Origin of the sequence: Ensifer sp. ENS10, assembly GCF_014852025.1 — a bacterium.
In the GTDB taxonomy this organism is placed as follows: domain Bacteria; phylum Pseudomonadota; class Alphaproteobacteria; order Rhizobiales; family Rhizobiaceae; genus Ensifer.
Window position 1 is genome coordinate 104,282 of the sequence record NZ_JACVAS010000007.1, and the last position, 13,830, is coordinate 118,111.

The following is a 13,830-nucleotide window of genomic DNA, read 5'->3' on the forward strand; positions in this document are numbered from 1 at the left end:
TTGTTGCCGCATGTTTTTGTCCTTTAATCGGCTACGATTAAAGGAAACATGCGGTAGGCGCCGCGCGTCCAATGAGACGCGCAAAGGTCGCCGCAGCACTTTCATTTCCGCGACATATAGAAACTTGTCCGTCCGGCGGCAAGGCCGGCCGCCATACCCGACAGCGCCGCGCGTCCATTGGGACGCGTCATGCCAGCTCAGATCAGCTTCAGCCGCATGGCGCGGGCGATCGCCTGCATGCGGTTGACGGCGTCGAGCTTGCGGGTCGCGCTCTTGAAGTAGCTGCTGACGGTGTAGGTCGAGATGCCCAAGATGATGGCGATCTCGTCGCTGCTTTTGCCCGCAGCCGCCCAGCGCAGGCATTCCACCTCGCGGCTCGAGAGCTTCTCGCGCGCCGAATTGCCGGTGTCGAAGGTACGCTCGAGGCATTCGAAAAGCTGGACCAGCGTCAGATAGAGTGTCGCGCATTCGACGCCGACCGGTGCCTCGCGGCGGCCGGACAGCATGGCGATGAAGGGATCACCATTGCTCGTGTGAAGGAGCACGGCGAAATGGCGGGCCATCTCCGGGTGAGCGAGCAGCCGGTGCACCATGGCCTCGTCCACCGGCTTTGCGGCGATATCGAGGAGCTCGGGTCCGCCGGTTACCGGCAGCTTCGTAAACCGCAGCCGCTCGACTAATGTGCTCGACTGGAAGCTTTCGCAGGCGTCGTATTGGCGGACGAGCTCCGACGGCCAGTTGCTGAGCACCAGCCGCTCGGAGAAGCGCTGCTGTTCGGCGAGCGGCATGCGCGCGATCATGAAATGGCCAAAACCATAGCGGGCGATCAGTCGCCGCATGAGATGCAGAAGTTCGTATTCGGTGCGGACGGCAGCCGTATCGACGTCCGAAAAAATATCCGCCGCTTCAGCCTCGCGCAGCAAGGCCGGTTCATTCGATTCCTTCATCTGCGATCACCACATCCCCAGGCGCCACCGCGCCCGGTCGAGAGAATACAAAAAACGCCTCAGATCACCTGAGGCATGAAGTTCACCCCGGCGAACAAATACAGCCGCCGCTACCGGCCTGTCCGCGCAAGAAACGCGTCCGGTTGTGAAAACTATGACGATGCACCAAGAATGATTGCGGGAGCGCGCATACGACGCTCATCCTTATTTCGGCGCCTCGTTACCAAGAATTTTAGTTAAAGTGAAATGTGGTAATTGCATGGCTCCCATGACAATTCCGGGATAATCCAGGCTCTTCTCAAAGCAATTCACAAGCATAGGGCGCGCAGCCCCATGAATTGAGTGGGGCGGGCGGTCGAAATGGCGCCCCGCCGAAGTGTCTCAAATTATGAGTAAATTGTTACTTCCTGCTTAGGCAAATGTTAAATGTGGCAGGCTAAGGTCACGGTCATATGGTCTTGAGTTTGTGTAGAGAGTCCCATGACCGAAATGATGCGACCACGTGTAAAATATGTCATCGGCCCCGATGGCAGCCCTCTGACGATTGCGGATCTGCCGCCGGCGAATACCCGGCGCTGGGTGATACGCCGCAAGGCAGAGGTCGTTGCCGCCGTGCGCGGTGGCCTTTTGAGCCTTGAGGAGGCGTGCGAACGCTATACCCTCACGGTCGAAGAATTCCTGTCCTGGCAGTCCTCGATCAACGATCATGGTCTTGCCGGCCTGCGCACCACTCGCATCCAGCAGTATCGCCACTAGTTCGCCCATTACAGGGCCATAGGTCGAGCGGCGGCTTCGGGTTCCCCGGAGCCGCCGCCGTCGTTTCAGCCTCGCGGTGAAAGGCGGATTGGTGCTGTTTCGGGAACAGTCTGTGTACCGGCGGCACGGGTTTGGTGGATTTCGATTTCCGGATTTCTGCGCTAGCTTTCGGACAAGGAAACCCGGTTCGCCAAGGAAGGCTGTCATGGAAATCTTACACGAGGAAACTGGATCGCACGGCCGCTACTCGACCGTTGTCGAGGGGCATACCGGGGAAATGACCTATTCGCGCACGTCGCCGCAATTGATCATCGTCGATCACACCCTTGTTCCGGATGCCTTGCGCGGCAAGGGCGTCGGCCAGGCGCTCGCCAAACACGCGATCGAGGAAGCCCGCAAAGGCGGCTGGAAGATCATTCCGCTCTGCCCTTTCATGAAGGCGCAGACGATGCGGCACCCCGAATGGCAGGATGTCATCCAGGCATGAGACACGGCTGCGGGCCGATAAGCCTCTCCTGATCTCAACAGATTCACGCTGATCTCAAAATGAGAAGACCCGCCCGAACGCCAAGGCATCGGGCGGGTCTCTTCGTCTTGTCACGATCGTGCCGGATCGGGTCATGCCAAACGCATGCCCCGACAAGGCTGGAAATATCTGCCCCGAAACGGGCTACCTGCCTGACCAGTGCACGAATTTCCCAGACCGGAATCGACCTGGAGATCAAATCGTCCGCTAGATCAAAGGCTTGCGGTTCGGCTGCGCCCGATCGGGGCGCAAGAGCCGCAGCTTATGCCCGCAGGCGGGTCGATGTGTCCCGCTCTTCGAGGGCCGCCGCCTTCGCGTATTCAGCCTGCACTTCTTCGAGCGCGAGCTCGGCAGCATCCTGCTGCGCCTTCAGTTCGCGAATGGAAACCTGAAGATTGTCGGCTCTCTGACGTGCGGCCTTGGCGAAGGTGGGATAGGCGAAGTGTTGGGGATCGGAGATGCCCGACTTCTTTTCCTCGAAAATAATCTGATTTTCCAGATCCTTGGTCATCCGTTCGAACTCAGCCATCATCATCTGAAGCTGGTTCAGTTGACGCTGCTTCTCGCGGACCTGAAATTCCTTCAGGCGGACAAGGCTCTCACGTGCTTTCATACGCAATACTCCCGTGGATAACGAGACCCCGGTTACTGATTTGCCCGCGAGCCGGCCCGAACGGGACCGGAAACGAAAAATCTTCAGCGATATTAACAAAAGCCTACCGCTGGTAACCTTTCGTTTACGGGCATCGTTAATCATAGGCGTGATGATTTAAGGCTCCGTAAATGCTGAGGCACGAAATGTGACCGCCCTGGCATTAACGAGTCGGAAGAGTCAGATAGCGGCATTTCCTCATGTTTCACATGAGATTAGCTGTTCTGGATTCACGTTTGAAATCAGGAGACTGGTAAAAATATTTAACAAACTCGATACACCTTGCCAGAGGGAATCAGAATTTGTTAACCATTTGGTGGCAGCCTCCAAATCAGGCAACGACTGGATCCGTATCGCGTAAGGGTGCCACGACGACCTTGGGCGGCGGAAAAGGGGAAGAATATGCGGGTTCTATTAATCGAAGACGATAGTGCAACGGCTCAGAGCATTGAGCTGATGCTCAAGTCCGAGAGTTTCAATGTCTACACCACCGACCTCGGTGAAGAAGGCGTCGATCTCGGCAAACTTTATGACTATGACATCATCCTTCTCGACCTCAACCTGCCGGATATGTCCGGCTATGAAGTCTTGAGAACGCTGCGCCTTTCCAAGGTGAAGACCCCGATCCTGATTCTCTCGGGCATGGCCGGCATCGAAGACAAGGTCCGCGGCCTGGGCTTCGGCGCCGACGACTACATGACCAAGCCCTTCCACAAGGATGAGCTGGTCGCCCGTATTCACGCCATCGTCCGTCGTTCCAAGGGTCATGCCCAGTCGGTCATCTCCACCGGCGAGCTGATCGTCAACCTGGATGCCAAGACGGTCGAAGTCGGCGGACAGCGCGTCCACCTGACCGGCAAGGAATACCAGATGCTCGAGCTGCTCTCGCTGCGCAAGGGCACGACGCTGACCAAGGAAATGTTCCTGAACCACCTTTATGGCGGCATGGACGAACCGGAACTGAAGATCATCGACGTCTTCATCTGCAAGCTGCGCAAGAAGCTTGCAAACGCTGCCGGCGGCGCCAACTACATCGAGACCGTCTGGGGCCGCGGCTACGTGCTGCGCGAGCCGGATGGCGCCGAGTACGCCGAAACCGCCTGATACCCGCAAGGGCCTGCATGCCCCCCGCATGATGCGGGCCCAGAGTGTTCACAAAACCCGCCACGAGCGGGTTTTGTCGCTTCTACAGCGCCGCGCGTCTTATCAGGCGCGCAAAGGTCGCTGTAGCACTTAAATTTGCATACCTCACGCCGCTCCCCCTCAAAAGGCGCAGCCCCCTTCGCGCGCATGAAGAACCAACGGCCGGCGGCAAACACGCAAAAGCCGCGGCAGTGGCCACGGCTTTCATCTCATCCGGAATATGTGCGCGTGAGTGCTCAGGCCGCCATCGACTGGCTTGCGAAAACACTGGTCAGGATCTTGCGGTCGAAAGGCTTCAGCAGGAAGTCGTCGGCGCCGGCCCGCTTGCCGGCCATCATCTTCTTCAGATCCGCCTCGACGACGCAGTAATAGATCCGCACCGAAGGGCCGTTCGGGAGCCGCCGGATGTTGCCGATGAGTTCGAGCGCGCCTTCCAGCCCGGCGTCGATGACCAGGATGTTCGGGAGTTCAGCTTCGCAGCGGACAAGCGCCTCGAGGCTGTTCGATGCCTCGTAAACCATGAAGCCCATGCCGGACAGGATACGTTTCCCAACTTTCCGGACGACATCCGAGCCGTCGGCAATCATCAAGCGCCGCATGTCCAACTCCCTTCGCAACTTACCTATACGCGTACTCGCAGGCTTGAAACAACTCTATACAAATTTGGGAAAGAATTCGTTACGGAGTTTGCTTAATAGCGCCTTTCTTCGCCGCATCAACCATCTGAAAACATTAAGTTTTCCAGAAATGGACGCAAGCAGAAAGAAACATGACGCACATGTGCGGCCCCACGCCGAAGCGCGGGACCGCACGTTTTAAGGACTTTGAATAGAATGATTGCAGGCGGGAAATGAAACCTCAGGCTGCAACGCGGGTGGTGAAGATGATCTCTTCACCGGTCGATGCAACCTCGATCGTCATGCCGGCTTCCTCGCCGAGCAGCACAGTGTAGTAAGGCTGGATCGAATGCGCGTCGACCGCTTCCTCCGGCGTACCGGACAGCAATTCCGTCAGCCTCGGCGGTACGCGCATCATGCGGCCCTTCGCGACCAGGGTGAAGACGGCGTCGAATTCCGGGTTCTCCAGCGTGACGTCGATCGAACCGCCGCGCGGGATCGCCCCATAGGCGATGAGGAAGAGGTTCAGGAGCAGCTTGACCCGGTTCTTGGCGATGATCGCGCGCGGGCCGTGCCAGTTGACCTCGGTCTTCTTTTCGGCAGCCGCGAAATCCTTGGCCGCCTTCTCCGCTTCACCGGTGTCGATCGAGGCACCGACCGAGCCGGATGCGCCGAATGCGAGGCGGGCGAATTTCAGGCGGACCGAGGCGTTGAGCGCGCTCGTCCGGATCAGGTCCATCGCATCGGCGTCGGCGCCGCCCTCATCCAGCAGTTCCAGGCCGTTGTTGATGGCACCGACCGGCGAGATGATGTCGTGGCAAACCCGGCTGCACAGAAGCGCGGCCAGATCGGGTCCCGTCAGTGTCAGGTTCGGATTCGTTGCCATCGTGTATCCTTGTTGGTTCCGCCGGCCCGCCGCTTGGGGGCACGCGCCATCGTGACGCCGGTAAAGCCTCACGCGAAAAGACGCAAGTCATGGGCTGCCCGGCGCAGCCGTTCATCAGTGGATCATAATGACACCACATTTGGTAAACCGATTGTTAAGACCATCGGTTCAAATTGCATGGAAATGGTCCAGCCCCCTCACTGGTCGCACAGTGGTCTGACTGGCGGCCGCTGCAAACCCGCAAGCGAGCAATTTTCGCGCCTGACGGAGGAAACGATGCATCAGATCATGAAGGCAGCCACACAGGCCTGCCGTGTTGTCCTGGCCACGCTGTTCCTGGTCGCTGCTGCCCAAACGACGGCGCATGCCCAGTCTGCGAACAACAGCCAATACACGATGCAGGAAATCGTCGATGCCGGTCACGGTTTCTTCGGCGAAACTTCGGGCGGCTTGGCGAAGGTCGTCGAACGCGCCTTCGAGCGCTACGGCCTGCCGAACGGCTACATTCTCGGCCAGGAAGGCTCCGGCGCATTCATCGCCGGTCTCACCTATGGCGAAGGCGAACTCAACACCAAGAACGCCGGCCAGCACAGCGTCTTCTGGCAGGGTCCGTCACTCGGCATCGACTGGGGCGGCCAGGGCAGCCGCGCCATGATGCTCGTCTACAATCTGCCGAGCGTGCCGGCACTCTACAAGCGCTTCGGCGGCGTCTCCGGTTCGGCCTACGTCGTCGCTGGCGTCGGCATGACGGTGCTGACCGACGAACAGATCGTCGTCGTTCCGATCCGCACCGGCATCGGCGCGCGGCTCGGCGTCAATGTCGGCTACCTCAAGATGACCCAAACACCCACCTGGAACCCCTTCTGAGGTCAGCTGCATTATTCCTTAAATCGGCATCGATATAAGGGCAAAATTATGCAGCAGATCTAAAATGCTACAGCGACCTTCGCGCGTCTAAAGAGCGCGCGAAGGTCGCTGTAGTCGGGTCGGCGCAGGCAAAATCCCGCGCCGGAGACTTGCAGCGCACGAAACGTCATGTTTAGTGCAAGAATGCGGAATTAAGGAGTGCCTGCCGCACCGCGAGGTCCGGCAGCCACTCCGGTTCCGGTACAGTTTTGAAACGGCCAGCTCGTGATCCAATTCGCGCTTCTCTTTGCCCTGGGCTTTCTGACGGCGATCATCATCGGTCTGCTGGTCGCACCGGCGATCCACCGCCGCATCGTGCGCTTTGCCGAAGACCGACTGAAGGCGACCATGCCGCTCAGCCCGCAGGAGGTGCGCGCACAGAAGGACGCTGCCCGGGCCGCTTACGCCGCTGAAAACGCCCGCACGCAGCAAGCCCTGAAGCGCGAACGCGACAAGGGCGTGTCGCTGATGCTTGCCAACGAGAAGAGTTTGCACGAGGCGCGGCGCCTTGGCGGCGAGAATGCCGACCTGCATGCGCAGCTTGCCGACATGAACGTCGAAGCGGCGGACATGCGCTCTGCCATCCGGCAATTCGAGCAGCGCCTGGAACGGATGAAGGCAACGCTCGACAGCGTCGAGCGCGACAATGCCGGAAAATCCGACGAGATACAGAAGCTCGGCGTCCACCTCGCCCAGCATGCCGCCGAAATCGACAATCTCAGGATCACCCTGGTGGCGCGCGAGACCGAGGTCGAGCATCTGAAGAGCCGGATAGCCACGCTGCGCGACGAGCGCGAAGCCCTGCGTGGCGATCTCAAGGCCGAGACGACCCATGCCAAGGAAATGGAGATTCGCCTCTCTCGCGACGAAACGCGGCTACACCGGCTGGAAGACAAGCTGGCGCGCGAGATGGCAACCAGCGCCGACCGCGAAAGCGCACTCGAGCGGCGCGCGGGAGAAATCGAACGGTTGAAGACCAAGGTGAAGGATACCAATCAGGAAATGCGCGATGCAGCCAAGGCCCTGCGCGCCGCGGGCATCGCCTTCCCGCTGAGGAAGGAACGCCGGCCGGCCACCGAACAGGCTGCCAACGGTTCCGTATCCCCGCCCGATCAGCCGGCCAGCGAGATTGCTGGTTCTGCAGCCGCCGATGATCTGCGCAACCGCGCCACCGCGCTTTCGGAACGCCTGACCAATTCGAAATCCGCCGCCCATGACGACGCTCTGCGCGACGAGGTTGCGGCAATTGCCGCCGGCATGGTTGCGTTGACGGCGACGAACGAAGGCCCCTCCTCCCCCATCCTCAATCTGCTGGCAGGTGAAGAGCAAGAGCAAGGCGCAGCCAAGCGGGAGAGTTTGGCGAAGCGGGCGAAGGACATTCTGCCGCGCGAATAGAGCCGTTGGCCGGGCAGACCATTGACGCCTTTGGCGCACGCGCCGGTCACCAGGTCACGGGATCGAGCCATTTCCTGCTGTCACCGGAAAGCCTGGGAACCTTGAGTGTCAGATGCGGCCGTTGATCAGCGCCACCTGGTGCAGGGCAATGCCGGCCGCCGTCGAGACGTTGAGGCTATCGAGGCCCGGACGCTGGCGGATTCGCGCCGTGCGGATCGAGGTCAGCACGGATTGCGGCAACCCCTCCCCTTCGGTCCCCATGAGAAGTGCCGTACGCGCCGCCGGGGGGATCGCGCCAAGATCGGTTTCTCCGGCGGGAGAGAGCCCCCAGATCGCAAAGCCCGTCTGCTGCAGCCGCTCCAGCATCGCGGCCACCGAGCCTTCGCGCACAAAGGGCACCGTCAGCACCGAGCCGACGGAGACGCGGATCGCCTTGCGATACATCGGGTCGCAGCTCGTCTCGTCCATCAGCACGGCATCGACCCCGAAGGCCGCAGCGTTGCGGAAAAGCGCCCCCATGTTGTCGTGATTGGAGATGCCGCAGGCCGCCAGCACGAGGCTCGACGCCGGCAGCGACGCGATCAAGGCGTCGCGGCCGGGCGCGCCTTCGCGGCGACCGAGCGCAAGCACGCCCCGGTGCATGTTGAAGCCGGCGATCGCATCGAACACCTGCGCGTTCGCCACATAGACGGGCACCGTCGACGGAAATCGTTCGAGGATTTCCTGAACGCCGGCGAGACGGTTTTCGAGCAGCAGGATCGCCTCGGCGGCAAAGCCGCGCCCGCTTTGATGCGCAGCCGCCAGCATGCGCAGCACGACCGTGCCTTCGGCGATGAAGCGGCCCTGCCGTCCCGTCAGGTCGCGCTCCTTGATCGAAACGAAGCCGGCAATCCTGGGATCGGCGGCGTCGTCGATGCGCTGGACGGGCGGGAGGGCGCTCGCCATGCCGTCAGTTGGTCCTGACGGTGATGTCGGCGACGATGCGGCCGGCGCCGATATCGAACACGATGGCGCGCGGCTCCGATCCCGGCAGGTTGCCGTAGAAGAGCACCTGGGAGCCGGAGAGCGCCACGTTCGTGACGGTGAAGCCGGCGGGCAGTGCTGCGACCGCATTGACCGGCGCTTCGCTCGGAACGACGGCAGTGGCGGCCTGAACGGGCGCCTTCGCGTCCGTGCGCGTCAGCTTGTAGACAATCGTCCCAAGGACGGCCATAAGCATGACCAACATGACGCCGGCCGAGACGAGCTGAAGCTTCACCATCTTGCGGCGGACATTTTCCATGGCCGGATCTAGCGGCTTGTCTTCCTGGTCATCGGGCTCGATTGCGGTCATGGTTGGCCTTTTTTCGGATTTGAACGGAATGAACGACCCCTTTAAACAAGCGACGGCCAATAGGAAAGTCCTGACGGCGGGCGAGGATGCCGCGGGACGCCTGGATTCCTTCCTGACGGACGCACTTTCGGGTGAATTCTCCCGCAACCGGATCAAGGGCCTGATCGCACAGGGAGCGGTGTCGATCAACGGCAAGGCGGTGACCGAAGCGAAGAAGAAGGTCCATCCCGGCGATGTCTTCGAGATCGACCTGCCCGAACCGGAAGATCCGGAGCCGAAGGGCGAAGACATCCCGCTCGACGTGCTCTACGAAGACGACGACCTGATCGTGCTTTGCAAGCCAGCCGGCCTCGTCGTTCATCCCGGCGCCGGCAACTGGACCGGTACGCTGGTCAATGCGCTCATCCATCATTGCGGCAGCAGCCTGTCGGGCATCGGCGGCGTCAAGCGCCCGGGCATCGTCCATCGCCTCGACAAGGAGACGAGCGGCGTCATGGTTGTCGCCAAGAACGATGCCGCGCACCGCCACCTCTCGGAGCAGTTTGCCGACCACGGCCGCACCGGCCCGCTCGAACGCGCCTATCGGGCCGTCGTCTGGGGCCGCCCGCGGCAGCTGAAGGGAACGATCGACGCCCCACTCGGGCGTGCCGTCGACCGGACGAAACGCGCGGTCAAGCGCGAAGACAGCGACGACGCCCGCGAAGCCATCACCCACTACGAGGTCGTCGAGCGTTATCTCGAAAAGCCCGATGGCACCTGCCTGGCGTCGACGGTGGAATGCCACCTCGAAACGGGGCGCACGCACCAGATCCGCGTGCACATGGCCCATATCGGCCATCCGCTGATCGGCGATCCGGAATACGGCGCCGCCTTCCGCACCAAGGCGAACTTGTTGCCGGATGCGGCCAGGGTCGTCGTCAATCAATTTCACCGCCAGGCCCTGCACGCCTTCATGCTGCAGTTCGAACATCCGGCGACCGGCGAGACCATGCATTTCGAATCACCGGTGCCTGTCGACATGGAGCAACTGATCGAGGCCCTGCGGAGCGAAGAGTGATCGTGCCCTTGAATTCCGGTGTCGGGATTCCAATTTAAGGCTCAGTCTTTGTTCGTGACATTTCTGTCGCCCGGCGTCACAGATTGGTGAAACCGGACTCCTTGAATCATGCTTTCGCCGTACTTATTTTCTAGGCTCGTGGGGTCTTGACGAAGACCCACATGCCCGGCTTGCCGACCGGAGGCCGGAGACGACAAAGGGGGGTGCTTCATATGGCCCGAAACAATTTGCCGACCATTGCCGCTGGAGAAGGCGGCCTCAATCGCTATCTCGACGAAATCCGCAAGTTTCCGATGCTGGAACCGCAGGAAGAGTACATGCTCGCCAAGCGGTACCAGGAGCATGACGACCGCAAAGCAGCGCACAAGCTGGTCACCAGCCACCTTCGCCTCGTCGCCAAGATCGCGATGGGCTATCGCGGCTACGGCCTGCCGATCGGCGAAGTCGTATCCGAAGGCAATGTCGGCTTGATGCAGGCCGTCAAGAAGTTCGAACCCGATCGCGGCTTCCGCCTTGCCACCTACGCGATGTGGTGGATCAAGGCGGCGATCCAGGAATATATCCTGCGCTCGTGGTCGCTGGTGAAAATGGGCACGACCGCCAACCAGAAGCGGCTGTTCTTCAACCTGCGTCGCCTCAAGGGCAAGATCCAGGCGCTCGACGAGGGCGATCTGAAGCCCGAACAAGTCAAGGAAATCGCCACCACGCTCAAGGTGAGCGAGGATGAAGTGGTTTCGATGAACCGCCGCCTCTCCGGCGACGCTTCCCTCAACGCGCCCATCAAGGCGAGCGAAGGCGACTCCGGCCAGTGGCAGGATTGGCTTGTCGACGATCACGACAACCAGGAAGAAATCCTGATCGAACAGGACGAGCTTGAAAACCGCAGGGCGTTGCTCGCCAATGCGATGAAAGTGCTGAACGACCGCGAGCGCCGCATCTTCGAGGCACGCCGCCTGACCGAAGAGCCGCTGACGCTCGAGGATCTTTCGGCCGAGTTCGACATCAGCCGCGAGCGCGTGCGGCAGATCGAGGTCCGTGCCTTCGAGAAGGTCCAGGACGCCGTGCGCAAGGCCGCTCTCGAGCGCGCCAATGCATTGCGGGTCGTCGAGGGCGCATAATAAACGCTCTTCGCGGTTTCCGGGCGCTACGGTTGCCCGTCATCGATAAAAGCCAAATGAAAAACCCGGCGGATCGCTCCTGCCGGGTTTTCTTTGTCCTGTCCGACCGCGCTTGCTTACTGGCTGTTGGTCGCCGCGTCCGTTGCCGGTGCGGCCGTCCAAGCGCGCATCGCCTGGTTGAAGGCGTCGGTTCCGCTCGGCCCCTTCTCCAGCGTCAGCAGTGCGCGGCGCCCGTTCCTGTAGGTCAGCGGAATGTCGATCCAACTCCGGCTGCGCAGCAGTTCGGTGTTGTTGCCGATCGCGTCCTTCGAATCGTTGAGCGCGATCATATGGAAATCGTCGGTGATCTTGGCCGGAACCGCAATCAGCGCATCGCCGCGATCCTGCTCCGTACGCTTCATCGAAACGCGCTGAACGCTGTCGATCGCGCCGCCTTCGAAGTTCGGCGGCAGCGAGAAGACGAATTCGACGACATGGCTGGCCGGCAAGGACTCGTCGGCGTTGCGCTTGATCGTCATCAACGCGGTCAGACCCCGGTCCGGAATGGTGATCTGCGCCTGGATGGCCGGTTCAGGCTTGGCGTCGCCACCAGGCGATTCTTCCTTTACCGACCACGCAACGGTTCCCGGAATGGCCGTCGGCGAAGACTGGCCGAGACGCTCTTCGTAGAGGAACATCTTCTCGCCATTGGCGATCGCAATCTCCGGCGTCGTCGGCTGACCACCGGTCTGCTGGCCCGCAGGCGGCGTGCCTGCAGCCTGTCCGGCCGTTCCACCTTGGGCAGTGGCCGTTTCGACGGGCTTGCTCGCCTCTGTCTGCTGTGCCACGGACTTGCCTTCCTGCGCGGCGCTCTCGCCGCTTGCGGTGGCAGGTCCATTGTCGACTTCCGAGCCGTCACCAAGAAGGCGTTGGGTGAACTTGGTCGAGCTGTTGTCCGGGACCGCCGTGTCGTCGTGCCGTGCCGGTTCCTGCTGCGTCGATTCTCCCTGGGTTTCCGCCGGCGGAGCGCCCTCTTGTGCCGGCGATCCACCGATGTTTGAAACGGCCGAGGTGACCGATGCCACGATGCCCGAAAGCCAGGCATTGCCGGCTTCCCGGTTCTGCCAGTAGGCGAAGCCGCCGCCACCAAGCGCCAGCAAAATGACTGCAGCGACGGCGAGGCGCTTGATGCTGAAGCGCGATGGCTTCGGGGTGGCCCGGTAAGATGCCGGCCGCGATGCCGCGGGCGCCGGTGCCTCAGCGCCACGCTCCGGCTCACGCGCAGCCGTCGATGCTGCTGCACCCGCCGTCGCCGCAGCAGTGGCACCTTCGAAACCGAGCAGGTCGTCGATGTGATCCCAAGCCGTGCCTGCACGATCTTGCTGGCTCTGAGGGGTATCGGTCGAGGCCGTCTGTCCGGTCTTCTCGACCGGCCAGGACCAATCGGCAATCTCCGGCTCAGCGCTCTTTTCGGTTCGCCGTTCCTCCAAAGGCGCAAAGGGATCGTTGTCGTCGAACGACCAGTTGCGCGCGGTGTCAACCTTGGGAAGCTCTGCTTCGGCCCTCGGGGTCTCCGCCGGCGCATGCTGCTGCAGCTCTTCCACCGGATGCATGCCAAGAAGCTCGGGGGTATGGGCCGGCTCTTCTTCGCCGACCTGCTGGTCCGTGGGAGCGGCGTGCTTTGCTACGGGAGAGGCGGTCTCCCATTCCGGCAGCTCCCATTCCGAGGCGGCCGACTTTTCTTCGGCGGCCACTGCCGGAACATCATCCCATGTCGGTTCTTCGACAGACCGGGCTTCCTCGTCTATCGACGGGGGAGCGACGGTCTCTTCATAGCTCTCGACCGGAGCTGGCTCCGAATATTCCGCAGCCTCGTAAACCGGGGCATCCGCCTGCGGCTCTTCGACGACGGGGGCGCTCGGCTCCTCTACCGGAGCCTCGGTCGCTTCGACATGTTCGGCAACCGGCTCTTCCGCAACCCGCTCTGCCGGCGCTACCTCTGCGGCTTCGACGTAGTGTTCCGTATACGGTGCCGGTACTTCGTGAACCGCAGCATCGTGGTCAGGTGCCGCAGTGCTTTCCGCCTCCGGAGCCGCTTCCTCGGCAACCGCAATCGGCTGGCTTTCACCAACCGGCTCGGGCTGCGCTTCGGGCTCAGAAACGACGTCCTCGACAGGCGACTCGGCGGCTACGGCTTCGGTCGCTTCCTCCACCACCTCCGTCTCTTCGAGCGCGGGCAAGGCTTCGGCATATTCGCTGTCGACCTCGACGATGGCGTTTTCGAGTTTCGCCAACTGGCGATTGATCATGTCGTCCGACGGACGCGGGTTCATGTTTTCGAGTTGGCGGCGCACGGCCGCGCGCGCCTTCTCGTATACCCTGTCCCGCATTTCAGGGGTGTTTTCCGACAGGCCGTCAACGGTCCTGCGAATAACTGCAACAAAATCCGCCATTAGTACTTTCTCATACGCCCAGGTATGTCGTTGCGATCGCGACGCAATGTCATTTCGCCGAC

The 13,830-nt window shown here is 61.5% G+C and carries 14 protein-coding genes; 7 read left to right on the forward strand and 7 right to left on the reverse strand.

All coding sequences use genetic code 11. From position 1 onward, the window contains the following. Window positions 1–197 precede the first annotated feature (197 nt). Entirely contained in the window at window positions 198–947 is a 750-nt protein-coding gene (locus IB265_RS22970; RefSeq protein ID WP_057254719.1) for a LuxR family transcriptional regulator, read from the reverse strand. Between the two features lie 480 nt (window positions 948–1,427). Here IB265_RS22970 and IB265_RS22975 point away from each other — a divergent pair, with 480 nt between their 5' ends. Together IB265_RS22975 and IB265_RS22980 are read left to right on the forward strand one after the other, a co-directional pair. Next, a complete protein-coding gene (locus tag IB265_RS22975) occupies window positions 1,428–1,703 on the forward strand; it encodes a DUF1153 domain-containing protein (protein WP_003527546.1) in 276 nt (91 codons plus the stop codon). 205 nt (window positions 1,704–1,908) lie between these two features. Then, a complete protein-coding gene (locus IB265_RS22980; protein ID WP_057254718.1) occupies window positions 1,909–2,190 on the forward strand; it encodes a GNAT family N-acetyltransferase in 282 nt (93 codons plus the stop codon). A 301-nt stretch (window positions 2,191–2,491) separates the two neighbouring features. Here IB265_RS22980 and IB265_RS22985 read toward each other — a convergent pair whose 3' ends face one another. Continuing rightward, entirely contained in the window at window positions 2,492–2,842 is a 351-nt protein-coding gene (locus IB265_RS22985; protein WP_057254717.1) for a flagellar export protein FliJ, read from the reverse strand. Window positions 2,843–3,283: 441 nt separating this feature from the next. Between IB265_RS22985 and ctrA the strand changes: the two genes are divergently transcribed. Next, entirely contained in the window at window positions 3,284–3,985 is a 702-nt protein-coding gene (gene ctrA / locus IB265_RS22990; RefSeq protein ID WP_025424706.1) for a response regulator transcription factor CtrA, read from the forward strand. A 275-nt stretch (window positions 3,986–4,260) separates the two neighbouring features. On the opposite strand, the gene IB265_RS22995 is transcribed toward ctrA, so the two are convergent. Beyond that, window positions 4,261–4,623, reverse strand: coding sequence for a PleD family two-component system response regulator (locus IB265_RS22995; RefSeq protein ID WP_057254716.1), 363 nt, complete (start codon window positions 4,621–4,623; stop codon window positions 4,261–4,263). A 259-nt stretch (window positions 4,624–4,882) separates the two neighbouring features. Continuing rightward, window positions 4,883–5,527, reverse strand: a complete 645-nt coding sequence (chpT, locus tag IB265_RS23000; RefSeq protein ID WP_057254715.1) for a histidine phosphotransferase ChpT — start codon at window positions 5,525–5,527, stop codon at window positions 4,883–4,885. 276 nt (window positions 5,528–5,803) lie between these two features. On the opposite strand from chpT, the gene IB265_RS23005 reads away from it, so the two are divergent. Together IB265_RS23005 and IB265_RS23010 are read left to right on the forward strand one after the other, a co-directional pair. After that, window positions 5,804–6,394 carry a DUF1134 domain-containing protein gene (locus IB265_RS23005; protein ID WP_057254714.1) on the forward strand — a complete coding sequence of 197 codons (591 nt, stop codon included), beginning with the start codon at window positions 5,804–5,806 and terminating at the stop codon, window positions 6,392–6,394. 264 nt (window positions 6,395–6,658) lie between these two features. Next, window positions 6,659–7,828, forward strand: coding sequence for a hypothetical protein (locus IB265_RS23010; RefSeq protein ID WP_057254713.1), 1,170 nt, complete (start codon window positions 6,659–6,661; stop codon window positions 7,826–7,828). A gap of 108 nt (window positions 7,829–7,936) precedes the next feature. Here IB265_RS23010 and IB265_RS23015 read toward each other — a convergent pair whose 3' ends face one another. Both IB265_RS23015 and IB265_RS23020 read right to left on the reverse strand, forming a co-directional pair. Beyond that, complete coding sequence (locus IB265_RS23015; protein ID WP_057254712.1) at window positions 7,937–8,773, reverse strand: RNA methyltransferase; 837 nt, start codon at window positions 8,771–8,773, stop codon at window positions 7,937–7,939. Between the two features lie 4 nt (window positions 8,774–8,777). Beyond that, on the reverse strand, window positions 8,778–9,161 hold the full coding sequence (locus IB265_RS23020) for a hypothetical protein (RefSeq protein WP_057254711.1): 384 nt from the start codon (window positions 9,159–9,161) through the stop codon (window positions 8,778–8,780). A 28-nt stretch (window positions 9,162–9,189) separates the two neighbouring features. Between IB265_RS23020 and IB265_RS23025 the strand changes: the two genes are divergently transcribed. Both IB265_RS23025 and rpoH read left to right on the forward strand, forming a co-directional pair. Beyond that, window positions 9,190–10,218 (forward strand): RluA family pseudouridine synthase, encoded by a 1,029-nt coding sequence (locus IB265_RS23025; RefSeq protein WP_058325932.1) that lies wholly within the window; start codon window positions 9,190–9,192, stop codon window positions 10,216–10,218. A 212-nt stretch (window positions 10,219–10,430) separates the two neighbouring features. Then, window positions 10,431–11,336, forward strand: coding sequence for an RNA polymerase sigma factor RpoH (gene rpoH / locus IB265_RS23030; RefSeq protein WP_057254710.1), 906 nt, complete (start codon window positions 10,431–10,433; stop codon window positions 11,334–11,336). A gap of 116 nt (window positions 11,337–11,452) precedes the next feature. On the opposite strand, the gene IB265_RS23035 is transcribed toward rpoH, so the two are convergent. Next, window positions 11,453–13,768 carry a hypothetical protein gene (locus IB265_RS23035; protein WP_057254709.1) on the reverse strand — a complete coding sequence of 772 codons (2,316 nt, stop codon included), beginning with the start codon at window positions 13,766–13,768 and terminating at the stop codon, window positions 11,453–11,455. Window positions 13,769–13,830: the final 62 nt, after the last annotated feature.